22 protein-coding genes and 2 tRNA genes are annotated in these 16,815 nt (G+C 62.5%); 4 read left to right on the forward strand and 20 right to left on the reverse strand.

Annotated features, from left to right (window positions below):
- Window positions 1-3 precede the first annotated feature (3 nt).
- From AVE30378_RS28435 to AVE30378_RS28450, 4 genes are all read right to left on the reverse strand, one after another.
- The gene (locus tag AVE30378_RS28435) at window positions 4-477 is read right to left on the reverse strand and encodes a RidA family protein (protein ID WP_129245968.1); all 474 of its coding nucleotides are present in this window, start codon (window positions 475-477) and stop codon (window positions 4-6) included.
- Between the two features lie 97 nt (window positions 478-574).
- A complete protein-coding gene (gcvA, locus tag AVE30378_RS28440; protein WP_129245970.1) occupies window positions 575-1,489 on the reverse strand; it encodes a transcriptional regulator GcvA in 915 nt (304 codons plus the stop codon).
- Window positions 1,490-1,623: 134 nt separating this feature from the next.
- A tRNA-Asn gene (locus tag AVE30378_RS28445) sits at window positions 1,624-1,699 on the reverse strand.
- Between the two features lie 67 nt (window positions 1,700-1,766).
- Window positions 1,767-2,576: an IclR family transcriptional regulator gene (locus AVE30378_RS28450; protein ID WP_129245972.1), complete on the reverse strand. Its 810-nt coding sequence runs from the start codon at window positions 2,574-2,576 to the stop codon at window positions 1,767-1,769.
- A 138-nt stretch (window positions 2,577-2,714) separates the two neighbouring features.
- On the opposite strand from AVE30378_RS28450, the gene AVE30378_RS28455 reads away from it, so the two are divergent.
- Window positions 2,715-4,136: an amidase gene (locus AVE30378_RS28455; protein WP_129245974.1), complete on the forward strand. Its 1,422-nt coding sequence runs from the start codon at window positions 2,715-2,717 to the stop codon at window positions 4,134-4,136.
- 31 nt (window positions 4,137-4,167) lie between these two features.
- Entirely contained in the window at window positions 4,168-5,133 is a 966-nt protein-coding gene (locus AVE30378_RS28460) for a Bug family tripartite tricarboxylate transporter substrate binding protein (RefSeq protein ID WP_129245976.1), read from the forward strand.
- 89 nt (window positions 5,134-5,222) lie between these two features.
- Here AVE30378_RS28460 and AVE30378_RS28465 read toward each other — a convergent pair whose 3' ends face one another.
- The 16 genes from AVE30378_RS28465 to AVE30378_RS28530 all read right to left on the reverse strand — a co-directional run bounded on the left by AVE30378_RS28465 (window position 5,223) and on the right by AVE30378_RS28530 (window position 14,865).
- Window positions 5,223-5,429: a sulfatase gene (locus tag AVE30378_RS28465; RefSeq protein WP_075873375.1), complete on the reverse strand. Its 207-nt coding sequence runs from the start codon at window positions 5,427-5,429 to the stop codon at window positions 5,223-5,225.
- A gap of 1 nt (window position 5,430) precedes the next feature.
- The gene (locus AVE30378_RS28470) at window positions 5,431-6,189 is read right to left on the reverse strand and encodes a GAF domain-containing protein (protein ID WP_244235174.1); all 759 of its coding nucleotides are present in this window, start codon (window positions 6,187-6,189) and stop codon (window positions 5,431-5,433) included.
- A 212-nt stretch (window positions 6,190-6,401) separates the two neighbouring features.
- Window positions 6,402-6,501 (reverse strand) — tRNA-Thr (locus tag AVE30378_RS32665).
- 236 nt (window positions 6,502-6,737) lie between these two features.
- On the reverse strand, window positions 6,738-8,696 hold the full coding sequence (locus AVE30378_RS28475) for a phage tail tape measure protein (protein WP_165360337.1): 1,959 nt from the start codon (window positions 8,694-8,696) through the stop codon (window positions 6,738-6,740).
- Window positions 8,697-8,743: 47 nt separating this feature from the next.
- Window positions 8,744-9,064, reverse strand: coding sequence for a hypothetical protein (locus AVE30378_RS28480; RefSeq protein WP_129245980.1), 321 nt, complete (start codon window positions 9,062-9,064; stop codon window positions 8,744-8,746).
- Window positions 9,061-9,711 (reverse strand): hypothetical protein, encoded by a 651-nt coding sequence (locus AVE30378_RS28485; RefSeq protein WP_129245982.1) that lies wholly within the window; start codon window positions 9,709-9,711, stop codon window positions 9,061-9,063. Before AVE30378_RS28485 ends, AVE30378_RS28480 begins: the two co-directional genes overlap by 4 nt.
- The gene (locus AVE30378_RS28490) at window positions 9,708-10,190 is read right to left on the reverse strand and encodes a hypothetical protein (RefSeq protein WP_129245984.1); all 483 of its coding nucleotides are present in this window, start codon (window positions 10,188-10,190) and stop codon (window positions 9,708-9,710) included. The genes AVE30378_RS28485 and AVE30378_RS28490 overlap by 4 nt, the downstream gene beginning before the upstream one ends.
- Window positions 10,172-10,402, reverse strand: coding sequence for a hypothetical protein (locus tag AVE30378_RS28495; protein ID WP_129245986.1), 231 nt, complete (start codon window positions 10,400-10,402; stop codon window positions 10,172-10,174). The genes AVE30378_RS28490 and AVE30378_RS28495 overlap by 19 nt, the downstream gene beginning before the upstream one ends.
- Window positions 10,395-10,622, reverse strand: coding sequence for a hypothetical protein (locus AVE30378_RS28500; RefSeq protein WP_129245987.1), 228 nt, complete (start codon window positions 10,620-10,622; stop codon window positions 10,395-10,397). Before AVE30378_RS28500 ends, AVE30378_RS28495 begins: the two co-directional genes overlap by 8 nt.
- Complete coding sequence (locus AVE30378_RS28505) at window positions 10,622-11,632, reverse strand: phage major capsid protein (protein ID WP_129245989.1); 1,011 nt, start codon at window positions 11,630-11,632, stop codon at window positions 10,622-10,624. The genes AVE30378_RS28500 and AVE30378_RS28505 overlap by 1 nt, the downstream gene beginning before the upstream one ends.
- A 52-nt stretch (window positions 11,633-11,684) precedes the next feature.
- Window positions 11,685-12,131, reverse strand: a complete 447-nt coding sequence (locus tag AVE30378_RS28510) for a hypothetical protein (RefSeq protein WP_129245990.1) — start codon at window positions 12,129-12,131, stop codon at window positions 11,685-11,687.
- Window positions 12,132-13,209: 1,078 nt separating this feature from the next.
- Window positions 13,210-13,713 (reverse strand): hypothetical protein, encoded by a 504-nt coding sequence (locus AVE30378_RS33170; protein WP_425265801.1) that lies wholly within the window; start codon window positions 13,711-13,713, stop codon window positions 13,210-13,212.
- The gene (locus AVE30378_RS28515; protein WP_129245991.1) at window positions 13,706-13,909 is read right to left on the reverse strand and encodes a Lar family restriction alleviation protein; all 204 of its coding nucleotides are present in this window, start codon (window positions 13,907-13,909) and stop codon (window positions 13,706-13,708) included. Before AVE30378_RS28515 ends, AVE30378_RS33170 begins: the two co-directional genes overlap by 8 nt.
- Window positions 13,906-14,112 (reverse strand): hypothetical protein, encoded by a 207-nt coding sequence (locus tag AVE30378_RS28520; RefSeq protein ID WP_129245992.1) that lies wholly within the window; start codon window positions 14,110-14,112, stop codon window positions 13,906-13,908. The genes AVE30378_RS28515 and AVE30378_RS28520 overlap by 4 nt, the downstream gene beginning before the upstream one ends.
- The gene (locus tag AVE30378_RS28525; protein ID WP_129245994.1) at window positions 14,105-14,320 is read right to left on the reverse strand and encodes a hypothetical protein; all 216 of its coding nucleotides are present in this window, start codon (window positions 14,318-14,320) and stop codon (window positions 14,105-14,107) included. Before AVE30378_RS28525 ends, AVE30378_RS28520 begins: the two co-directional genes overlap by 8 nt.
- Before the next feature lie 308 nt (window positions 14,321-14,628).
- The gene (locus AVE30378_RS28530) at window positions 14,629-14,865 is read right to left on the reverse strand and encodes a helix-turn-helix transcriptional regulator (RefSeq protein ID WP_129245996.1); all 237 of its coding nucleotides are present in this window, start codon (window positions 14,863-14,865) and stop codon (window positions 14,629-14,631) included.
- Window positions 14,866-14,990: 125 nt separating this feature from the next.
- Between AVE30378_RS28530 and AVE30378_RS28535 the strand changes: the two genes are divergently transcribed.
- Complete coding sequence (locus tag AVE30378_RS28535) at window positions 14,991-15,557, forward strand: hypothetical protein (protein WP_129245998.1); 567 nt, start codon at window positions 14,991-14,993, stop codon at window positions 15,555-15,557.
- Window positions 15,550-16,803, forward strand: a complete 1,254-nt coding sequence (locus AVE30378_RS28540; protein WP_129246000.1) for a tyrosine-type recombinase/integrase — start codon at window positions 15,550-15,552, stop codon at window positions 16,801-16,803. The genes AVE30378_RS28535 and AVE30378_RS28540 overlap by 8 nt, the downstream gene beginning before the upstream one ends.
- Window positions 16,804-16,815: the final 12 nt, after the last annotated feature.

Below are 16,815 nucleotides of genomic sequence, written 5' to 3' on the forward strand. Positions count from 1 at the left end.
GGTTCAGGCCTGCGCGAGCGCGACGACGGCCTCGACTTCCACGGCCACGCCCTGCGGCAGGGACGCGACGCCGACGGCGCTGCGCGCGTGGCGGCCGGCGTCGCCGAACACCTCCACCATCAAGTCGGAGGCGCCGTTGGCGATGGCGCTCTGGCGGTTGAAGTCCGGCGTGCTGGCCACGAACACGCCCAGGCGCACGACGCGCGCCACGCGGTCCAGGCGATCACCGGTGGCGGCGGCGATCTGCGACAGGACGCCCAGCGCGGACAGGCGCGCCGCCTCCACGCCGTCGGCGTCGGAAACCTGGTCGCCCAGCCGCCCCAGGAAGGCGGCCTTGCCGTCTTTGCGGGAGATCTGGCCGGAGATGTAGAGCAGGTTGCCTTCCTGCACGCAGGAAACGTAATTGGCGGCGGGGGCGGCGGCGGCTTCCAGGGCCAGGCCAAGTTCAGCCACGCGGCCGGAGATCGAGCGGGTCATGAGGGACTCCTGAATCGGGATCGAAGGGGTAGTCCCCATGCTATCGGCCGCGGTGCGCCGTGACCAATCAATTCTTGCGCTGTACACATGAGTAAAACTAATGCGTTTCGTCCGGCGCCGCGGCCGCCTGCTCCAGCCAGGAATGGAACCGCTGCGCGGCGTCGCCGAGCGCGCCGCGCGGGGTCACGAACCACCAGCCTATGCGGGGGGCTTCCAGCGTGGCGCCCGGCAGGGCCTCGACCAGCGCGCCGCTGGCCAACTGGGCCCCGATCAGGCGGTGCCGCCCCATCGCCAGCCCCTGCCCCGCCAAGGCGGCTTCCACCACGATGTTGTAGTCGTGCAGGCGCACGGGCCGCGCGCGGCCCAGGTCCAGGCCGTAGCGTTGCGCCCAGGCGTCCCATTCGAACGGATGCCGGGCGTGGGAAGCCAGCAGGGGATAGCGCAGCAGGTCTTCGGGACTGCGCGGGCGCTTCCTGCCCGCGATGAGCGCGGGGGCGCAGACGACGGACAGGCGCTCCGTCATGAGCAGCCGCGCCCGCACGCCGGGCCAGGCGCCGCGTCCATACCGTATCGCGACGTCGACCTCGCCGCCCGCGACGTCCGCCAGCGCGATGTCCGGCAGCAGTTGCAGGTCGATGTCCGGATGGGCCGCGGCGAACCCCGCCAGGCGCGGCGCCAGCCAGCGCGTGGCGAACGAGGCCAGCAGCCCGACCCGCAGCTTGCCGCGCGCCGCCGCGGGCGCGCGGATCTCGTCGGTGCCCTGGCGCAGCAACTCGAATGCGGCGTGCACGCGTCCGTAGTAGGCCTGGCCCGCGGCGGTCAGGGCCACGGCGCGGGTACGGCGTTCGAACAGCGCCACGCCCAGCTCCGTTTCCAGGCGCTGGATATGGTGGCTGACGGCGCTTTGCGTCACGAACAGCTCCTGCGCGGCCTGGGAAAAGCTCAGGCGCCGCGCGGCTGCTTCGAAGGCGCGCAGGGAAACCAGGGCGGGCAGGGATCGCGCGGAACGCATGGGGCGGGCGGAATCGTGGTGGGGGAATGCGCATCATCGTACTGCGCGGGCGGGCAAGGCAAACGGGCGCCCAGGCCGTTTCCGAAATGCAAAAGGCCCGCAACGGATTGCGGGCCTTTCAGTACTGCATTCTTTGGCTCCCCGAGCTGGGCTCGAACCAGCGACCTGCGGATTAACAGTCCGTCGCTCTACCGACTGAGCTATCGGGGAACAGGTAGAGGGGCCGAATTATGCACAAAAAATAGAAGGAATGCAAAACGGGTCCGCGGCCGGCGCTTCAGGCGTGCTGGATGGCCTGCGCCGTGCGAAAGAGCTGAGGCACGATGTCGCGCAACAGGCGCTCGACCGGGTAGTCGTGGCGCGGCGCGCTGATGCTGATGGCCGCCAGCGGCAGATCGCGGGCGTCGCACAGCAGCACGGCCGCGCCGATCTGGTTCTGCAGCACCTGGTCTTCGGTCAAGGCATAGCCGTCCTCGCGGGCCTGCCCGATCAGCGCGAGCAACGCGTCCGTTTCCACGACGGTGCGCGACGTAAAGGCGCGGGGCGGCGAGCGTTCGAGCGCCAGCCGCAGCGCCGCGTCGTCCAACTGCGCAAGCAGCATGCGCCCCGCGCTATTGCACCAGGCTGGCATGCGGCGGCCCGGCAGCATTTCCGCCAGCGTCATTTGCCGGCTTGGCAGGCGCAGCAGGTAGATCATGTCGCCGCCCGCCAGCACGCTCATGTGCACCGCCAGCCCGCAACGGTCGCGCAGCGCGACCAGATGCGGCGCGGCCATGGAAACGAGGCGGTCGCTGCGCAGGAAGAAATAGCCCAGCTCCACGACGCGCGGGCCCAGCCGGTAGCGGCGCGAGAGCGCGTCCTTGACCAGGTAGCCCAGCCGCTCCCAGGTGTGCACGAAGCGCTGGGCCGCGCTCTTGCCCAGGCCGGTGAGCGTGGCGATGTCGGTCAGGCCCAGCGAGTCGCCGGCGTCGCGAAACGCCTCCAGCACCCGCACGCCTTTCTCCAGCGATGCGACGAAGAGCGGATCGTCCGCGTCGGCGGCGGGCGGCGAGGCGGCTTCGGAAGCGGGTGAGGAGCGCGTCGTCATGGCGTTTTCTGGAGTGCGGTCAAGGTGGCCGGAATGCCGTGGGCGCTAGTTTCCCCGAATTGTCCGGTAGCGGAATACCCACTATAAAGTCAATTATTCAATACTTTGTATTGTATGGCAATACATCTTGAGCAGAACATGACTATCGAATCAACCGTGTGCGAGATGACCGCAACCGCAATGCGTGCGGAAATCGCCGCGGGACACCTGAGCGCCCGCGAGGTGGTGTTGGCGCATCTGGCGCGCATCGACGCCTGGAACCCCCACGTGAACGCGGTGGTGACGCTGGACGCCGAGGGCGCGCTGGCTGCCGCGGCCCGAGCCGACGAGCGCCAGGCTGGCGGGCATCCTCTGGACCTGCTGCACGGGCTGCCCATCGTCCACAAGGACTCGTTCCTGACGGCCGGCATGCGTACCACCTACGGTTCGTCCCTGTACCGCGATTTCGTGCCGGAGCGCGACAGCCTGATCGTCAGCCGCGAGCGCGCGGCCGGGGCCATCACGCTGGGCAAGACCAACCTGCCCGAGTTCGGCGCCGGCTCGCAGACCTTCAACACAGTATTCGGCGCCACCCGCAATCCCTATGACCTGCGTCTGACCGCGGGAGGCAGCAGCGGGGGCGCGGCCGCCGCGCTGGCCACCGGCATGGCGCCCCTGGCCGACGGCACGGACATGGGCGGGTCGCTGCGCAACCCGGCGTCGTTCTGCAACGTGGTGGGCCTGCGGCCCTCGCCCGGCCGCGTGCCGCAATGGCCGAGCGCCAGCCCCTACAACATGCTGACCGTCGCCGGCCCGATGGCGCGCACGGTGGCCGACGTGGCGCTGCTGCTGGCCGCCACAGCCGGATCCGACGCGCGCGATCCGCTTGCCATCGAACAGGATCCCACCCGATTCCTGAACGGCCTTGAACGCGATTTCCACGGGGCGCGTATCGCTTGCGCGCCCACCTGGGGCGGCCTGCCCACCGAGCCCGCCGTGGTGCACGCCCTGGAACAATGCCTGCCGGTGTTCGCGGACCTGGGTGCGCACGTGGAGCCTGCCTGCCCCGATTTCACCGGCGCGGACGCCGCGTTCCAGGCCCTGCGCGGCCAGACCTTCGCGGTGGGCTACGAGGCTGTGCTGCGCGAGCATCGGCACCAACTGAAGGACACGGTGATCTGGAACATCGAGCTGGGGCTGCGGCAACCGGCGACGGCCGTCGTGCAGGCCGAACGGGACCGTGCGGCATTGTTCGCGCGCATGCATGCCTTTATGCAGACCTACGAATTCATGATCGGCCCGGTCAGCCAAGTGCTGCCGTTCCCGGTGGAACAGGAGACCGTGAGCCGCATCGGCGACACGCCCATGCACAACTACATCGATTGGATGCGCTCGGGCTATTACCTGTCCCTGACGGGGCACCCCGCCATTTCCGTGCCTTGCGGCTTCACCGCCGAGGGCCTGCCCGTCGGCATCCAGATCGTGGGCCGTTACCGGCGGGAGCATGCGCTTCTGCAACTGGCCCACGCCTTCGAACAAGCTACGCAATGCTGGCGCCGCGCGCCGGCCCTGCCCAACTGACCGCCACAGACCAACACAAGGGGAATTCCGCATGAGCAAGCACATCGCCAAAGCCGCGATCCTGTGCATCCTGGCCGCCGCGCCGGCGCTGGCGCCGGCCCAGGACTATCCGAGCAAGTCCATCACCATGGTCGTTCCGTTTCCGCCCGGCGGCTCCACCGACGTGATCGGCCGGCTGTTCGCCGCCAAGCTGGGCGCGCGGATGGGGCAGACCGTCGTGGTCGAGAACAAGCCCGGCGCCAACACCGGCATCGGCGCGGCGGCCGTCGCGCGCGCCGCGCCGGACGGCTATACCTTCATGATCACCGGCGCGCCGACCTTCACGCTGAATCCGCTGCTGTATCCGAACCTGAACTACGACCCGATCAAGAGCTACGAGTACGTGGCGATCGCCGGCAGCACGCCCTTCGTGATCCTGACGAATCCGCAGACCGGCATCGGCTCGGTCGCCGACATCGCCAGCAAATCCGCCGCGCAGCCGCTGAGCTTCGGTTCTTTCGGCAACGGCTCCACGCCCCACATCGCCGGCGAGTCGCTGGCCCAGCGCACCGGCGCCAAGCTGCTGCACGTGCCCTACCGCGGCAGCGCGCCCGCCATGGCGGACCTGCTGGGCAACCAGATCCCGCTGTCCATCGACACGCTGGTCGCCGGCCTGCCGCAGATCAAGGCAGGCAAGGCCCGCGCCGTGGCCCTGACGGGCGGCGCGCGCTCGAACCTGGTGCCCGACGTGCCCACCGTCGCGGAAAGCGGCGTGGCGGGCTACGACTTCGAGACCTGGTTCGGCGTGGTGGTGCCCAAGGGCACTCCCGCGCCCGTCGTGGCCCGCCTGTCCAAGGAGATCGAAGCAGTGATGGCCGAACCGGACACGCGTGCCAAGCTCGAGCAACTGGGATTCGACGCCACCTACTCGGATCCCGCGGCCTTCCGCCGCAAGGTGGAAACCGAACTGGAGCGCAACGTGGCAATCATCAAGGCGGCCGGGATCAAGCCGGATTGAGCGATACGCGGACGAGAAAAGGCCGGCTGTGGGAGCCGGCCATTTTCATTCCATTGAGCGTAAAAAAAATCCGCGGACTTCTTGCGGGCTCAAGCCGGGGCCATCTTCTTAAATGGCGACGGTGGGCCGGCTTCTTCAAGCGCGCCTTGCCTGATGCCTGCGCTGCCACTCGTGATTGCGCGCATCCCGAATTCCGTAAGCGTCAGTTCGCGGACTTTGATCACTGCACCCGGCTTCGAAATGAGCTTGTACTCTTTGACGAAAGTCTCAGACGGCTTCTTGGTGACAGTGTTCATATCAATACCTCTTCGTGACAAAGTCGCTAATGGCCTTGGTGCCAGCACCAACAATTTCCACAACATCGTCGCGTTCAAAGAGAGCGCGGTCACTTGAATCCAAGTAGATCACGCCGATCGGGTGCTGTCTAGAGCGGTCCAGCACGGGCACGGCCATTGCAGAATAGCGTCCGGGGCCAAGCTTGCGAGCTTCCGCTTCGGTGTATCCCCATTCCTGAACCAACTCGGTGCGCAGTTCTTCTTCCGTTCCGTTTTGGCTGGACATGACCAGGGGCTTCTTGTTTCGGATGGCTCTTCCCGTTATGCCGGTATGGATCGGGAACGTCCGGCCGACACCCTCACCATTGGAGCCGGCGTAGTTAATGATCTGCTCGATCTCTCGCGGTTCGTGGATGGGAGGGACGACTCGGTGGAAGGTGGCACGGATGTCACTTCCGCATCCGCGCTTATTGCACCATTCGGAAAGCATGGTATGCACCGTGGAAACCGCCGCGTAGAGCCCCTCATGGATGACGTCGGGGCCATCCTTCTGATCCTCGGAGCGAGCGGTTGCAACGCGGACCATGGTCGCAACGATTAGCCAAATGCACGCGGTGGCGGCAAGTCCGAACATCCATTGATCAAAGAGAGGGTCCCGCCAGCTTTTCACTGCCGCCGAACCGGCAACGATGATGGGAGGGCCGTTGAACAAGACCTCCCTAGGCCATTTCTTTTGCCAGAAACGCTTTTGCTGTGCTCCCGGAAGATGATTTGCATTCATGCCGTCGAGCCCTTCGAGCCAAGAGTGGGTACGATTGTAGGCGAACGTTACAGTGGAGGAATCAGGCCTTGTTACCGGGAAGCGGCAAATCAGACGGAGGGCCACGTCGAGGCCGAGTATCTCTCATCCATCCCGGCTGCCGCGGCTGTATAACGATGAAAAAAACCCGCATCGCCTGGGCTGATGCGGGTTTTCGGACGTCTGCTTCGAATTGGTGCCGGTGAAAGGAATCGAACCCTCGACCTTCTCATTACAAGTGAGCCTCCCTGGATATTTCGATTGATGTATTTTTATGGGAAACACTGTGACGGCGAGGCTTTCCGGCCGATTCCGGAGATTCCCGGAATTGGGATTGATGCCGGTTTCTGTGTAGTTTTGCACGCCGGATTACACAGGAATTGCACAGGGTCACCAGCTTTTTTCTACGGGTTTATGCCAGGGAATCTGAGAGGCCGGTCTTGGTCGGCGAGGGGCGATTGATGCTTCCGCGCCCCCTGAGGTAGAGGGGTTGTAACCCTTACAACCCTCTGTTGTAGAAGCTACAACCCTCAGCGGCCAACCACACCTTGCACGGCTCGGGCAGAGCGGCCATTCTTCCGCATGTCATCCACGAAGATACTGATGATCTCGCCTCGCAAGTCCATGCTCTGCCGCACGCCTGTGACCTGCTGCGGTGTTCCGTTGTTGATGATCTCCACCCGGGTCGAGCCTCCAGCCGAAGCGGGCATACCTGACGCCCCGACATAGCCGCCATCTGCATATCCTTTCAGGCGGTCCAGAAAGCCCACGCCAAGGCGTTTGGTAGCGTCGGCAGGGATAACGTACTCCCCGGCGTGGACGATTCCAGCAGGGTCGTATTTGCCGCCCGCACCGGTATAGCCGCCGGCGGCGAAGTGGGACAGGCCTTCCCAGCTTCCCATGGCCGGGCCAGCGCTGACGTACGAGCAGGACGCAGAAATGGTGCTGCCAAGCACGCTAGCAGCGAGGCCGCCCAGCAGGCCCCCAATCTGACCGGTCTTGCCGTAGTCTCCAAACAGCGCACCCGCCAAGTTAGCCGCTGCTGCATCAGACGCCATGCGCAAGACCATTTCACCAAAACGCGCGCCGATATTGTCGAAGTTGCCCGTCAGCAGGTCATACAGGCCATCGCCCAGCGACGTTTGAATGTTGCGGGCGGCCTGTACTGCAAACTCGCTCATCTGCTCGCTGGTGTCCTGGCTGACCTTTGCCAGGGCCTCTAAGTGCTCCTGGTTCTCCTTGTAGGCCGCTGCTTCCTTCTCCAGAAAGTCCAGGGTTTGAGCGGACCCAAGCGCCTCTTCCTGTTGGGCTTGGGTGCGGAATTGCATGGAACCCATGCTGATTTGGGCAAGCAACTTCTCGTACTCGGTTTCCTTGCCGAATAGGGCGATGCGCTCGTTCATCTGGTCGATAAGCTTCTGGCCTTCGTCCGTCCGGGTTTTGGTGTCTTTCGGCTTCCCTTTTCCATTGCCGGCGGCAACCTCAATTGCGGGGAGCATCGGCGTAGCAGCAGAGTGCGCTGACATGCGCTGGATCAGGGCCAGGTACTCGTTCGCGGCTTTAATCTGGTCCTTTATGGGAGCCTCAGCCACTTCGCGCTGGCTATCTGAAAGGATGCTGCCCATGCCGCTGCGGAAGTTCACCAGGGTCTGTTCGGCTTCAGTTGCCATCTTGATGGCATTGGCCAGCTCCTTGGTCGGGTCTTTGTCGCCGAATACCTCGTAATAGGCCGCCGCCTTCATGGCGCTCAGCCAGCTATCCGTCGCCGTCTTGGCCTTCAGCACGTGGTCCGTGTAGGAGTTCAGAGCCGAAATAGCCCCAGACGAAAGTTCAAAGAATGCACCTTTCGCAACCTGGCCCATGGATTCAAGGGTCTTGTTGAACGCCGCCGCGTTGGCGACCGCATCCTCTTTCAGAATAATGCCCAGGCTGTGGGCTTGGTCCGCCATGGCTTTCAGACCTGTGCCGTTGTTGCGTAGCAGCGGTGCCAGCTTGGAACTGTCCGACGCCAACGCCTCCATGTAAAACGTCATCTCAGCCTGATTGAGCTTGGCCTTTTCCAGAGACTGGAAGTAAAGCTCCAGAGCCTGGGGGCCTGACAGCTTGCGGAACTCTTCGGCAGTCGCTCCGACCTTCGGCGCGATATTCTCGAAGAAGTCCTTTAACGGGCCGCCGCCAGTTTGCAGGAACTCACCCAGCTTGTCCTGGGTGTCCTTCAGGATGTCGGCCAGCTTGTCCTGCTCGATGCCCACCGACTTCGCACCGTAGGCCCATTCCTGAAAGGCGGTCGTAGACGAGGCGGACAGTGCGGCCATGCGCTGCAGCTCCGCGCCAGTCTCGGCGGCCTTCACCACCATAGCAGTGAATGCCGCCGTACTGGCGCCCACAGCAGCGCCGATGCCCACGCCCCACTTCTTGATGGTGGCGTCCATCTCCTTCATGCGCTTCTCTGCCCGCTTGGCGTCCGTTTCGAAGCTGCCCGTGCGCATGAGCAAATCGATCGTTATGCTTCCTGCCGTAGCCATGGCATCCCCCCTCAGTGAATAGTTGGGCCGGTGGCGATGCGCGCCCCGACCTCGATGGAACTCGGCGAATTGGCCGCCAAACTGCGCGCCGCGGCGATGATGCCCGGCAGCCACTTGGAGCGCGCATCTTCGTAGGCTTGTTGGAAGTCGGCCGTATAGGCAGACTTGACGGATTCAGGCTTCCCCTCGATCTGTTGCAGGCTCCTAGCCAGCTCTTCGGCCATCAGCTCGTCAAAGGCCGCGACGGCGAGTTTCACGATGTTCTCTTCGGTAGGCTGGCCGCCATCGGCGCGCAGTTGGGCGACCATGGCCAGGATTTTCTTCTCAATCATGGACATTCCGCCTCCAGGTCGGCAATGGTGCGCACCGTCACAGCATCCCGCGTCAGTTCGGCCAGCAGCAGGCGACCACCACAAGCTAGCGACGGATGCTCGCGGCGCGCCCATTCCACTTGGCGGCGCGCCACCGCTTCCATCTTCTCGGCAGTGTCCGGGAGGTCGACCGGTTCAAGGCGGTCAATCTCGGGCAGTAATAGCATCTTGTCCACGCGGCTCTGGGTAAAGCCGGAGTCGGTAGGGTAGCGACGCCACCGCATGGCCTGAAAGCTCAGGTTGCAGAGCGACCAGCCGACCAAAACGACCTCGGCACCGGGAAACGAATCAATCCCAAACTTTTCATTGCGGAACGCCAAAGTGTGAGCAAACGCCTGATCGAGCACACTGGGCATCATGCGGACTGCATCATCAAAGCTGGAGGGGAATGAACTCTCCAGCATCGCCCTGGCCGTGCCGGTAAGCAAACCATCTCCCCGCTGCGTCATGGCCATATTTATGTGCGGAAACAGCCACAACTTGCCGGTGTGTCGGCCAGTGCGCTCGTTCTCGCTCATCAACTGCCCCGCCTCCTCCATAAACCCGGCAAGGGTATCGACGCTAATTAGCGCACGGTCATGTCTGATGACGATGTTGGCTAGGCTCAATGGGAAATCTCCGGGATCAAGGGGGAAACAATCAAACCACCACCGATCATGACTGCGCCGGACAACAAGGCACCGCCCATCGTAACGGCACCCTCCGCACCAATCATTCCCCAAGATGCGGGGGCCATGTAGGGAGCCATGATAGAAACAGCAATCACAGCGATTATGGCCACGGTGCGCAGGACCTTTCCACCGCCCCCACCACCCTCCATCTTCGGGACCAAGAGGACATGATCGCCATGCCTGGGAATCAGGCGCTCCCAAAGCTCTGACGGCACGCGGCGACCGTTGTGCCAAACATTCGTGCGGCGGGAGGCCACCCGTACCCCGGTTCGTTCAATGTACCGGCCGAGTGTTTCACCTGGCAAGAAGGGCGCGTACGAGAGGTCTTTCTGATCGGAGCGCAAAGGGTTTAAGAGCGACACCAGAGCAGGAATTCCTGCTTCGCCTTCGATTTCGTTCAGTGCAAGGTCGTGCATTGCGACACCCTCCGTTCAATCATTGCGCTCGCAACCGGCCCCATGCTGATGCGAGCGGAAAAACCGTCCGGCCAGGCCACCAGGACCATCAGCTCGTCGCCGTCCCAGCCGTCCATCGCGAAGTTTGCCCGTTCAACATTCCGGCCGATCTTGCGCAGTTCAGCTTTGAGATGATCGGCGGGTAGCTTCGTTGCCTGATTGCCTTCAGTCATGAGTCACTCCTAGTTGGCGTTCCAATTTGGCGATGCGGGATGCCTGTTTGCGCAGGCGCTCATCTCGGCTGGCGAGTTCCTTATCCACCGCCTTCACCAGTTCAACGGCAAGCGCAATGGAAAAGGCGTTAGGCTGGTTCGCACCGCCCTCGGATATTTCCTTCACGCGCTTAGAAATGCGCTCGCTCACTTCGGGTGAGCAAAGTTCGGCGAAGTTCATCAGTAGTCCGCCCCGTCGATGTACACGGTGCTGCCCGGACGGCCAACACGCCAGTTCACATAGATCTCAGCCATCATCGCGAGGCTGTCCGTCTGCCAGAGGGAGATCAGTTGGCTAGCGCCGCTTTCGGGGTCTGTCTCCATCAGGATCGACGCTTCGGTAGAGGTGCGCAGCGAGGCATCCGTGTTGCCGCCGACCTGGATACCGTTGGCGTCGACGAGCGCGATGGGGCTGCCAGACGAACCCAGGGGAACCGCGCTGCTGGTGATGGCAGGTAGGCCAGCAATCGTGCCGCCAAGCGCCCCTACGGTCTCAAAAGCGCCTCCACGCATGTTCAAGGCCACGGCCATATCCGGGTGCAAGATCCAGGACGCCGTGCGGAGGTTGCCGCCGTTAGCGACGAGGGCCGCAGTGGCTTTCTTCAGGTCTGCAGCGGGATCGCTGGTTGCCGGGATCGAATCAGCCCCATAGATGACGCTGGCTGGCCGCTCGTCGGGTTCGCCAGCGTTTGCAGGGTCGATAAAGGCCAAGTCCATTGCCTCGACCGTGGCGGCGGCCAGGTCACGGGAAATGATGTCCTCAGCGTTCGAGGCTTGAGCCAGTTCATCGGTCATAGCGGACAACGCTACGACCTTACGCGGCGGCAGGCCTTCATCCTTCGCAAACGTCGAAGCGGCGACGGGCTTGGGATTCCCCTCGGCCACCCAGTGCCCCTTCGGGCCCGCGGTCTGGCGCATCAATCGAGTCAGGAAGGGAACCCGGCGAATGTTCGCGAGCCGTCCCAGAATCGTCTCAGGACGCACCAACGCGATAAAGTCTGCGCCCACGTCTCGCGCCAACGAGCTGCTGTTGCCGGTCGTCATCGCTTCAACCGCCGCCTTGAGCTGGGCCTGGTCAAGCCAATTGGTGCTTTCGATGTAGCCCTTGGCAACGGACCCCATGCCCTTCGAGATGGCCATTGCCTTGATAAAGCGTGCGGCCAAGCGGCCTTTGTGATCGGTAGTCATCATGTCCCTCTGTGTAGTGAATGTGAAGGCATGGTAGAAATTCGCGTGTCCTCGACTATGAGATGCGAGAGGCGCGACGTGCCCGACTGATAGCGTCGTGAGAGGTGGGCACTCGGCCGAAATTCTGCAGTGCTAGCAGGGCTTCGGCAGCTTTTGGCGGGCATGGAATATCGCCGCGCAAAACGAGCCGCGCAACTCGGTCATTGCCTACCGTATTGGCGAAGCGCAGCAACGCATCGTCCCTGCGCCTCTTGGTGGCGATGTTGCGTACCGTCGCGTGAGAGCCTGGCGGGGGAGCCAAGCCGAGGTGCTGTTCAATCCTGCCGCCACGGATCATCCAGTCCTGCAACTTGCGCCCGAGCCACTGACACGTGCGCATGTCGGGATGGCCTTCCAACAGTTGAGCGACGAGCTGGGAGACAGCGTGCAGCTTCTCCCGGTGCTGCAGCTTGTCCGGGTCTACGATCAGCCGATCAAAGGCGTTGCGCGTCCGGTCAACCATGGGAGCCACCATGGAAACCCAGTGGGTTATGCGCGGGTTTCTGCCGGGCTTTTTGTGCGAACCCCTCGCTTTTTTTCTGGACGTTTATGAAAAGCCAGTTGAGCGGCCGGTCGTGGTCGAGATGCCGATTTTTTTGCTGACCACCCCCCCCGGTCAGAGGCGTTCCCTGAGCCCTCATGGAGCCGTCAGTGGGCCTTGGCATGGCTGGTGCTGGCCGCCCCCGATGGATCGCCGGAATGCGCACCGAGCGGCTTTGCGTGATGTTGCGTGACTTCACCGTGACGGCACCGGTATGCAACGTTGCAGGAGCGTTGCTGGTTATACGGATTCCCGTCTTTCTCGACCGCACCGCAGGCAGGGCTGCTTGTGCCGAGTGGTGGTGAGATAACCGGAAATCCGGTTTTCTCGACCATGCAGAGCTAACGCCAGAAATGGCGTTTGAGCCTGCCGTCTCCGTTCGTGGCGTTTCATGGCGTTCCATCACTTGCCCCGCATCCATAGGACGAAGCCGACCAGCAAGAACGGCAGAGCAATCCCCAACGCGACGTTTGGGGATGTGTGCGGCGCCATGTAGACGAAAGCGACCAGCAGATAGACTCGTGATTCCCTCATGACACCCCCTTGGAGGTGGTATTACCTAGGTTGTATCCGCCGGGCGGAGTACGGAATTGTGCAGATTTCTCCCTAATAGCTCCGCCGGGCGGAGTGACAAACCCCATTTCCGATGGGTGTGTACTCCGCCGGGCGGTGCTATATCCTTGTTTCGCACTCCGCCGGGCGGATATGGTTGAGCGTTTTTCAGGGGCCTGACGCGCCTTGCCTCTTAGCTGCTTTACCTCGGGTGGCACCCAGCGGATATAAGCGCCCCGGTGACTGCGGGCATAGTCGTACGCAGTCACATCCAGCACCGGGCCTTCTGAGTGGTCACGGATAGGTAGCCAGGTGAGCGCGTAGAGAGCCGGGGATAGGCGGCACAGATGGCTACTTCTATACCTTCCCCTGATTCGGGGGTGATTAAAAATTGAGCAGCCCTCTATGACAATCGCCCCTGATTCGGGGGTGATAAGCGTTCTATCCGTCATGCAATCGCCCCTGATTCGGGGGTGATTGCCCCAGGGAGCGCAGTTCTATCGCCCCTGATTCGGGGGTGATGAAACTGTTTTTCCCGGCCCTGGTTCGGGTCGATGGAACCGGACTCTATGGTCTGGAAGTTATTAAGCGGCCAGTCCCGCGGCACCAAATCCATGGACCTGTCGTAGTCCAATTGGAACCACGTGACGCCCACCCATTCCGAAGTGTTGGGCGGTCGGCCCCTACGCGTGATGAGAATGAACGGGGTCTGTAGCAACGCCGCCTTGGCTCGCTCCAGCTTGGACTTACTCGTCCAGCCATAGCGCTGCATAGCCACAAACGACGTGCACAGACGCCCGTTGTTCTTGCCGCTGAATTGCATGAGTAGGTCGATCAGCAAGGAGCGCGCAGAATCCGGTAGTGCCCGGTACTCGGCGCTTTCCAGCACCGGCACGGGGATGGCCACGAACCGGAACTGCAGCGCGCCCTTGCGATGATCGCGTTTAGCCATTGGCCCTCCGATTCCAAGCCGCCGCAGCGTCCGGCGCGCCCATCAGCGCCCACGTGGTGCCGCCGCAGTCGTACGCTTCGCAGCGCACACGGAACCACATCGGCGCGCCGGGCATGGGCTTGAGCTGGCCTTTGCCGCCGCAGTACGGGCAGGGCTTGAGCTGGGCCTGAAGGCCGTTCAGTTGCTGGGCCTTCATTGGGAGTCACCATTCACAATGTCCCGGACTTCGACGGCCAGGTCATTCACCAGCCAGAGAATATTGTCGCGGTCATGTTCGAAAAGGTCGTTGAACGCTTCACGCCCGCGACCGTAGAGCATCAGCGTCAGACTGGCGAGTTGTGCGGCGCGCCGCTCGAGGTTGGTGGGACCGGCCAGGTTCGTGGATTGGATCTCAGCCATGACGCACCTTCTGTACCGGAACCATGTCAGTAGAGAGTACGGCGCTGAGGTCGGTGTCCACCTTGCTCAAGACGTCAATGAGCATCCAGGAAAGCTCGTCCTGTTCGCTATCCTCCAGATCGTCGCGGGAGCATTGGCACAGCTTCGAGAGGATGAGAGCCCGCCCGATGCCCACCTGTAGGGCTACCAGCGCTTGGGAGTCGATCATTTGCTTAGCCATGACGCGCCCCCGAGAAAGCCTCGGCCACGGCCCTAGCAAAGCCTTGGTCGAACTCCAGGGAAGCCAAGGCGGCGTCGGAATCTTCCGCCCCCAGGCCACGGACGAAGGCACTGCGTTCAGTGTCGCGGTAGTCGCCCATCGTTTTGCGGATCTGGGCGAACCAGGCCCGGCCCGCGGCTAGACCAGCCGCGCAACCCGTTGTATGATTTCGTTCGTGCCCTGCCGCCAAGCAAGCACTGTTCTCGGCCCCGTTAAGCGCTGCAACGCTTGCGGGGCTTAGTTTTTCGTGCGTCATATCAAGCTCCTTCCGTGAGCAACCGGCCTTGCGCCGTACTGGACACTTCGCCCTCTGCGAGCCAGCGGTCCAACTCTTCCTTGCGATACCAGACACGCCCTCGTTTGATGAACTTGGGGCCTTTTCCATGCGTCGCCCAAGAGGCGAGCGTGCCGGCGGTGCGGCCGAGATAGCGCGCCGCATTGGCTCGATCCATGCGTCCGTCGGGCAACACTGTGATTTCAGGGGTGGTAACCATGAGGTCTCCGAATCGTTAATCAATAGACAACGATTAAAGTCTACATGCTGCGTAATCGTTAATCAAGCAATAACGACAAAGGAAATTGAATCTGCGTTACTATTCGGCAACGACCAGGAGAGCCCATGGCGACAGAACGGAAAAAAGGAAGCAAGGGATCAGCGCGATCCGAGCTGGTGGCTGTGCGCTTCGACCCGAAAACTAAGTACCTGCTAGATCTAGCGTCCCGTGTGCAACGCCGATCAATGGCGAACTTCATTGAATGGGCAGTTGAAGATGCTTTCAAGCATGTGGAACTCGCCCCCGGGTATTCGGTCGAGGATCAAGCCCCATTGCTGTGGCATGTGCGGCCCGGTGACCGCTTGGCGTTGCTGAACGCGACCTACCCCAGTCTTCTCACGTTCGATGAGCAACGGTTGATAGCGCTTATCAACAAGGTGTTGGCGGCTGCCGGGTTGGCTACACACACCGCCAAGCAGAACGGCCAGCAAAGCGATTTCGTAGAAGAGAACTGGGTTCTTCTCAATAAGGCCATTGAGGAAGACATTGATTCGGATATGGTTGTTTCCCTTTTCCTCGACCACCCTCCCACGGTTGCCAATGTGGAGCGCCGCATTGCCAAGTTCCAGGAGATCGTTGAAAACCTGCAGAAGCTAAAGGCCGAGCTGGAGGCCGCCAAGAAGAATGGCTAAGACTTTCGCCAAGCTCGATCGGCGCAAGCTGCGGGATCTGGCGCCCGGCCGGACGGTGCAGGAGCATGGCATTGTGTTTGAGCGCCTGGTATCTGGCGATGGCGTTTACAGCGTCAATGTCATGGTCGACGGCCAGCGGGTCCACCGCGTGCTGGGCAAGGAATCGGAAGGCGTCACCAGGACGCAGGCAGAGCAGTTCATCGAGAAGGTGCGCACGGATGCCCGCCATGACCGCCTGACGCTGCCCAAGGGCCGCAAAGTGGCCCTTTCGTTCCGCAGTGCCGCAGAGAAGTACATCGAGACGCTGAAGGCCTCAGGCGGCAAAGACATTCGCGCTAAAGAGCAAGTATTGACCCAGCACTTGAGCCCTTTTTTTGGGGAGCGCCCCCTATCCAAGATCACCAAGGAAGATATCGGGCGCTACAAGGTGCATCGCCTCAATCAGGTTGTACAGGCTGGTGGCGACCAGCGCAGCAAGGACCGGAAGCCGCGGGAGACAGGCCGTACCACATCCCCCGGCACGATAAACCGCGAGCTGGCGACGCTCAGTCACCTATACACCATCGCGCTTGAGAAGGGATGGATCACCACTGCCAAGCCCAAGATTGAGAAGCTGACGGACGATAGCGGCCGAATCGTCTACTTGACCACGGCCCAGGTGCAGAAGTTCTTGGATGCAGCCAAGGGATCCGACAACCCGCAACTCTATCCCTTCGTGCTGATCGCGGTTAGCACGTCGATGCGCAAGGGTGAGGTGCTGAGCATCCGCAAGCAGGATATCGACCTGGCGCGCCGCATGATCTATCTTCCCAAGGCAAAGGCCGGAGCGCGGGAGCAACCAATCACAGCGGCATTGGCGGCTTTTCTGGACGTTTATCTGAAGGAGTCGGTACCCGCGGATACCCACTGGCTCTTTCCGTCCTCTAGAGGCTCCAAATCAGGCCACACGGTGGCTATTGAAAAGGCCTTCAGGCTCGCCGTGGCGCGGGCTGGCCTGAACGTCGCGCAAGTGGTCCGGCATACCCTCCGGCACACCGCCGTGTCCCACCTTGTGCAGGCAGGCGTCGATCTGCCCACCGTGCAGCGTGTGAGCGGTCACAAAACCCTGGCCATGGTGGCCCGCTATGCCCACCAGGACGGGGATCACATCCAGGCCGCAATGAGCAAGCTGGAAGGCCGTATCTCCGACACGATTACACCGAAACTACACAAACGAAAAAGGCCGCCCCCGAAGGAAACGGCCTAACTCGTTGATTCT

Origin of the sequence: Achromobacter veterisilvae (assembly GCF_900496975.1) — a bacterium.
Lineage (GTDB): Bacteria > Pseudomonadota > Gammaproteobacteria > Burkholderiales > Burkholderiaceae_B > Achromobacter > Achromobacter veterisilvae.

Coding starts and splice junctions, on each gene's coding strand:
- AVE30378_RS28450 (WP_129245972.1), bottom strand. CDS start 2,576: ATGACGACGCGCTCCTCACCCGCTTCCGAAGCCGCCTCGCCGCCCGCC.
- gcvA (WP_129245970.1), bottom strand. CDS start 1,489: ATGCGTTCCGCGCGATCCCTGCCCGCCCTGGTTTCCCTGCGCGCCTTC.
- AVE30378_RS28530 (WP_129245996.1), bottom strand. CDS start 14,865: ATGGTTACCACCCCTGAAATCACAGTGTTGCCCGACGGACGCATGGAT.
- AVE30378_RS28525 (WP_129245994.1), bottom strand. CDS start 14,320: ATGATCGACTCCCAAGCGCTGGTAGCCCTACAGGTGGGCATCGGGCGG.
- AVE30378_RS33170 (WP_425265801.1), bottom strand. CDS start 13,713: ATGGCTAAACGCGATCATCGCAAGGGCGCGCTGCAGTTCCGGTTCGTG.
- AVE30378_RS28475 (WP_165360337.1), bottom strand. CDS start 8,696: ATGCGCACGGGCAGCTTCGAAACGGACGCCAAGCGGGCAGAGAAGCGC.
- AVE30378_RS28520 (WP_129245992.1), bottom strand. CDS start 14,112: ATGGCTGAGATCCAATCCACGAACCTGGCCGGTCCCACCAACCTCGAG.
- AVE30378_RS28460 (WP_129245976.1), top strand. CDS start 4,168: ATGAGCAAGCACATCGCCAAAGCCGCGATCCTGTGCATCCTGGCCGCC.
- AVE30378_RS28495 (WP_129245986.1), bottom strand. CDS start 10,402: ATGACTGAAGGCAATCAGGCAACGAAGCTACCCGCCGATCATCTCAAA.
- AVE30378_RS28490 (WP_129245984.1), bottom strand. CDS start 10,190: ATGCACGACCTTGCACTGAACGAAATCGAAGGCGAAGCAGGAATTCCT.
- AVE30378_RS28515 (WP_129245991.1), bottom strand. CDS start 13,909: ATGAAGGCCCAGCAACTGAACGGCCTTCAGGCCCAGCTCAAGCCCTGC.
- AVE30378_RS28455 (WP_129245974.1), top strand. CDS start 2,715: ATGACTATCGAATCAACCGTGTGCGAGATGACCGCAACCGCAATGCGT.
- AVE30378_RS28470 (WP_244235174.1), bottom strand. CDS start 6,189: ATGAATGCAAATCATCTTCCGGGAGCACAGCAAAAGCGTTTCTGGCAA.
- AVE30378_RS28480 (WP_129245980.1), bottom strand. CDS start 9,064: ATGATTGAGAAGAAAATCCTGGCCATGGTCGCCCAACTGCGCGCCGAT.
- AVE30378_RS28505 (WP_129245989.1), bottom strand. CDS start 11,632: ATGATGACTACCGATCACAAAGGCCGCTTGGCCGCACGCTTTATCAAG.
- AVE30378_RS28540 (WP_129246000.1), top strand. CDS start 15,550: ATGGCTAAGACTTTCGCCAAGCTCGATCGGCGCAAGCTGCGGGATCTG.
- AVE30378_RS28435 (WP_129245968.1), bottom strand. CDS start 477: ATGACCCGCTCGATCTCCGGCCGCGTGGCTGAACTTGGCCTGGCCCTG.
- AVE30378_RS28535 (WP_129245998.1), top strand. CDS start 14,991: ATGGCGACAGAACGGAAAAAAGGAAGCAAGGGATCAGCGCGATCCGAG.
- AVE30378_RS28500 (WP_129245987.1), bottom strand. CDS start 10,622: ATGAACTTCGCCGAACTTTGCTCACCCGAAGTGAGCGAGCGCATTTCT.
- AVE30378_RS28510 (WP_129245990.1), bottom strand. CDS start 12,131: ATGGTTGACCGGACGCGCAACGCCTTTGATCGGCTGATCGTAGACCCG.
- AVE30378_RS28465 (WP_075873375.1), bottom strand. CDS start 5,429: ATGAACACTGTCACCAAGAAGCCGTCTGAGACTTTCGTCAAAGAGTAC.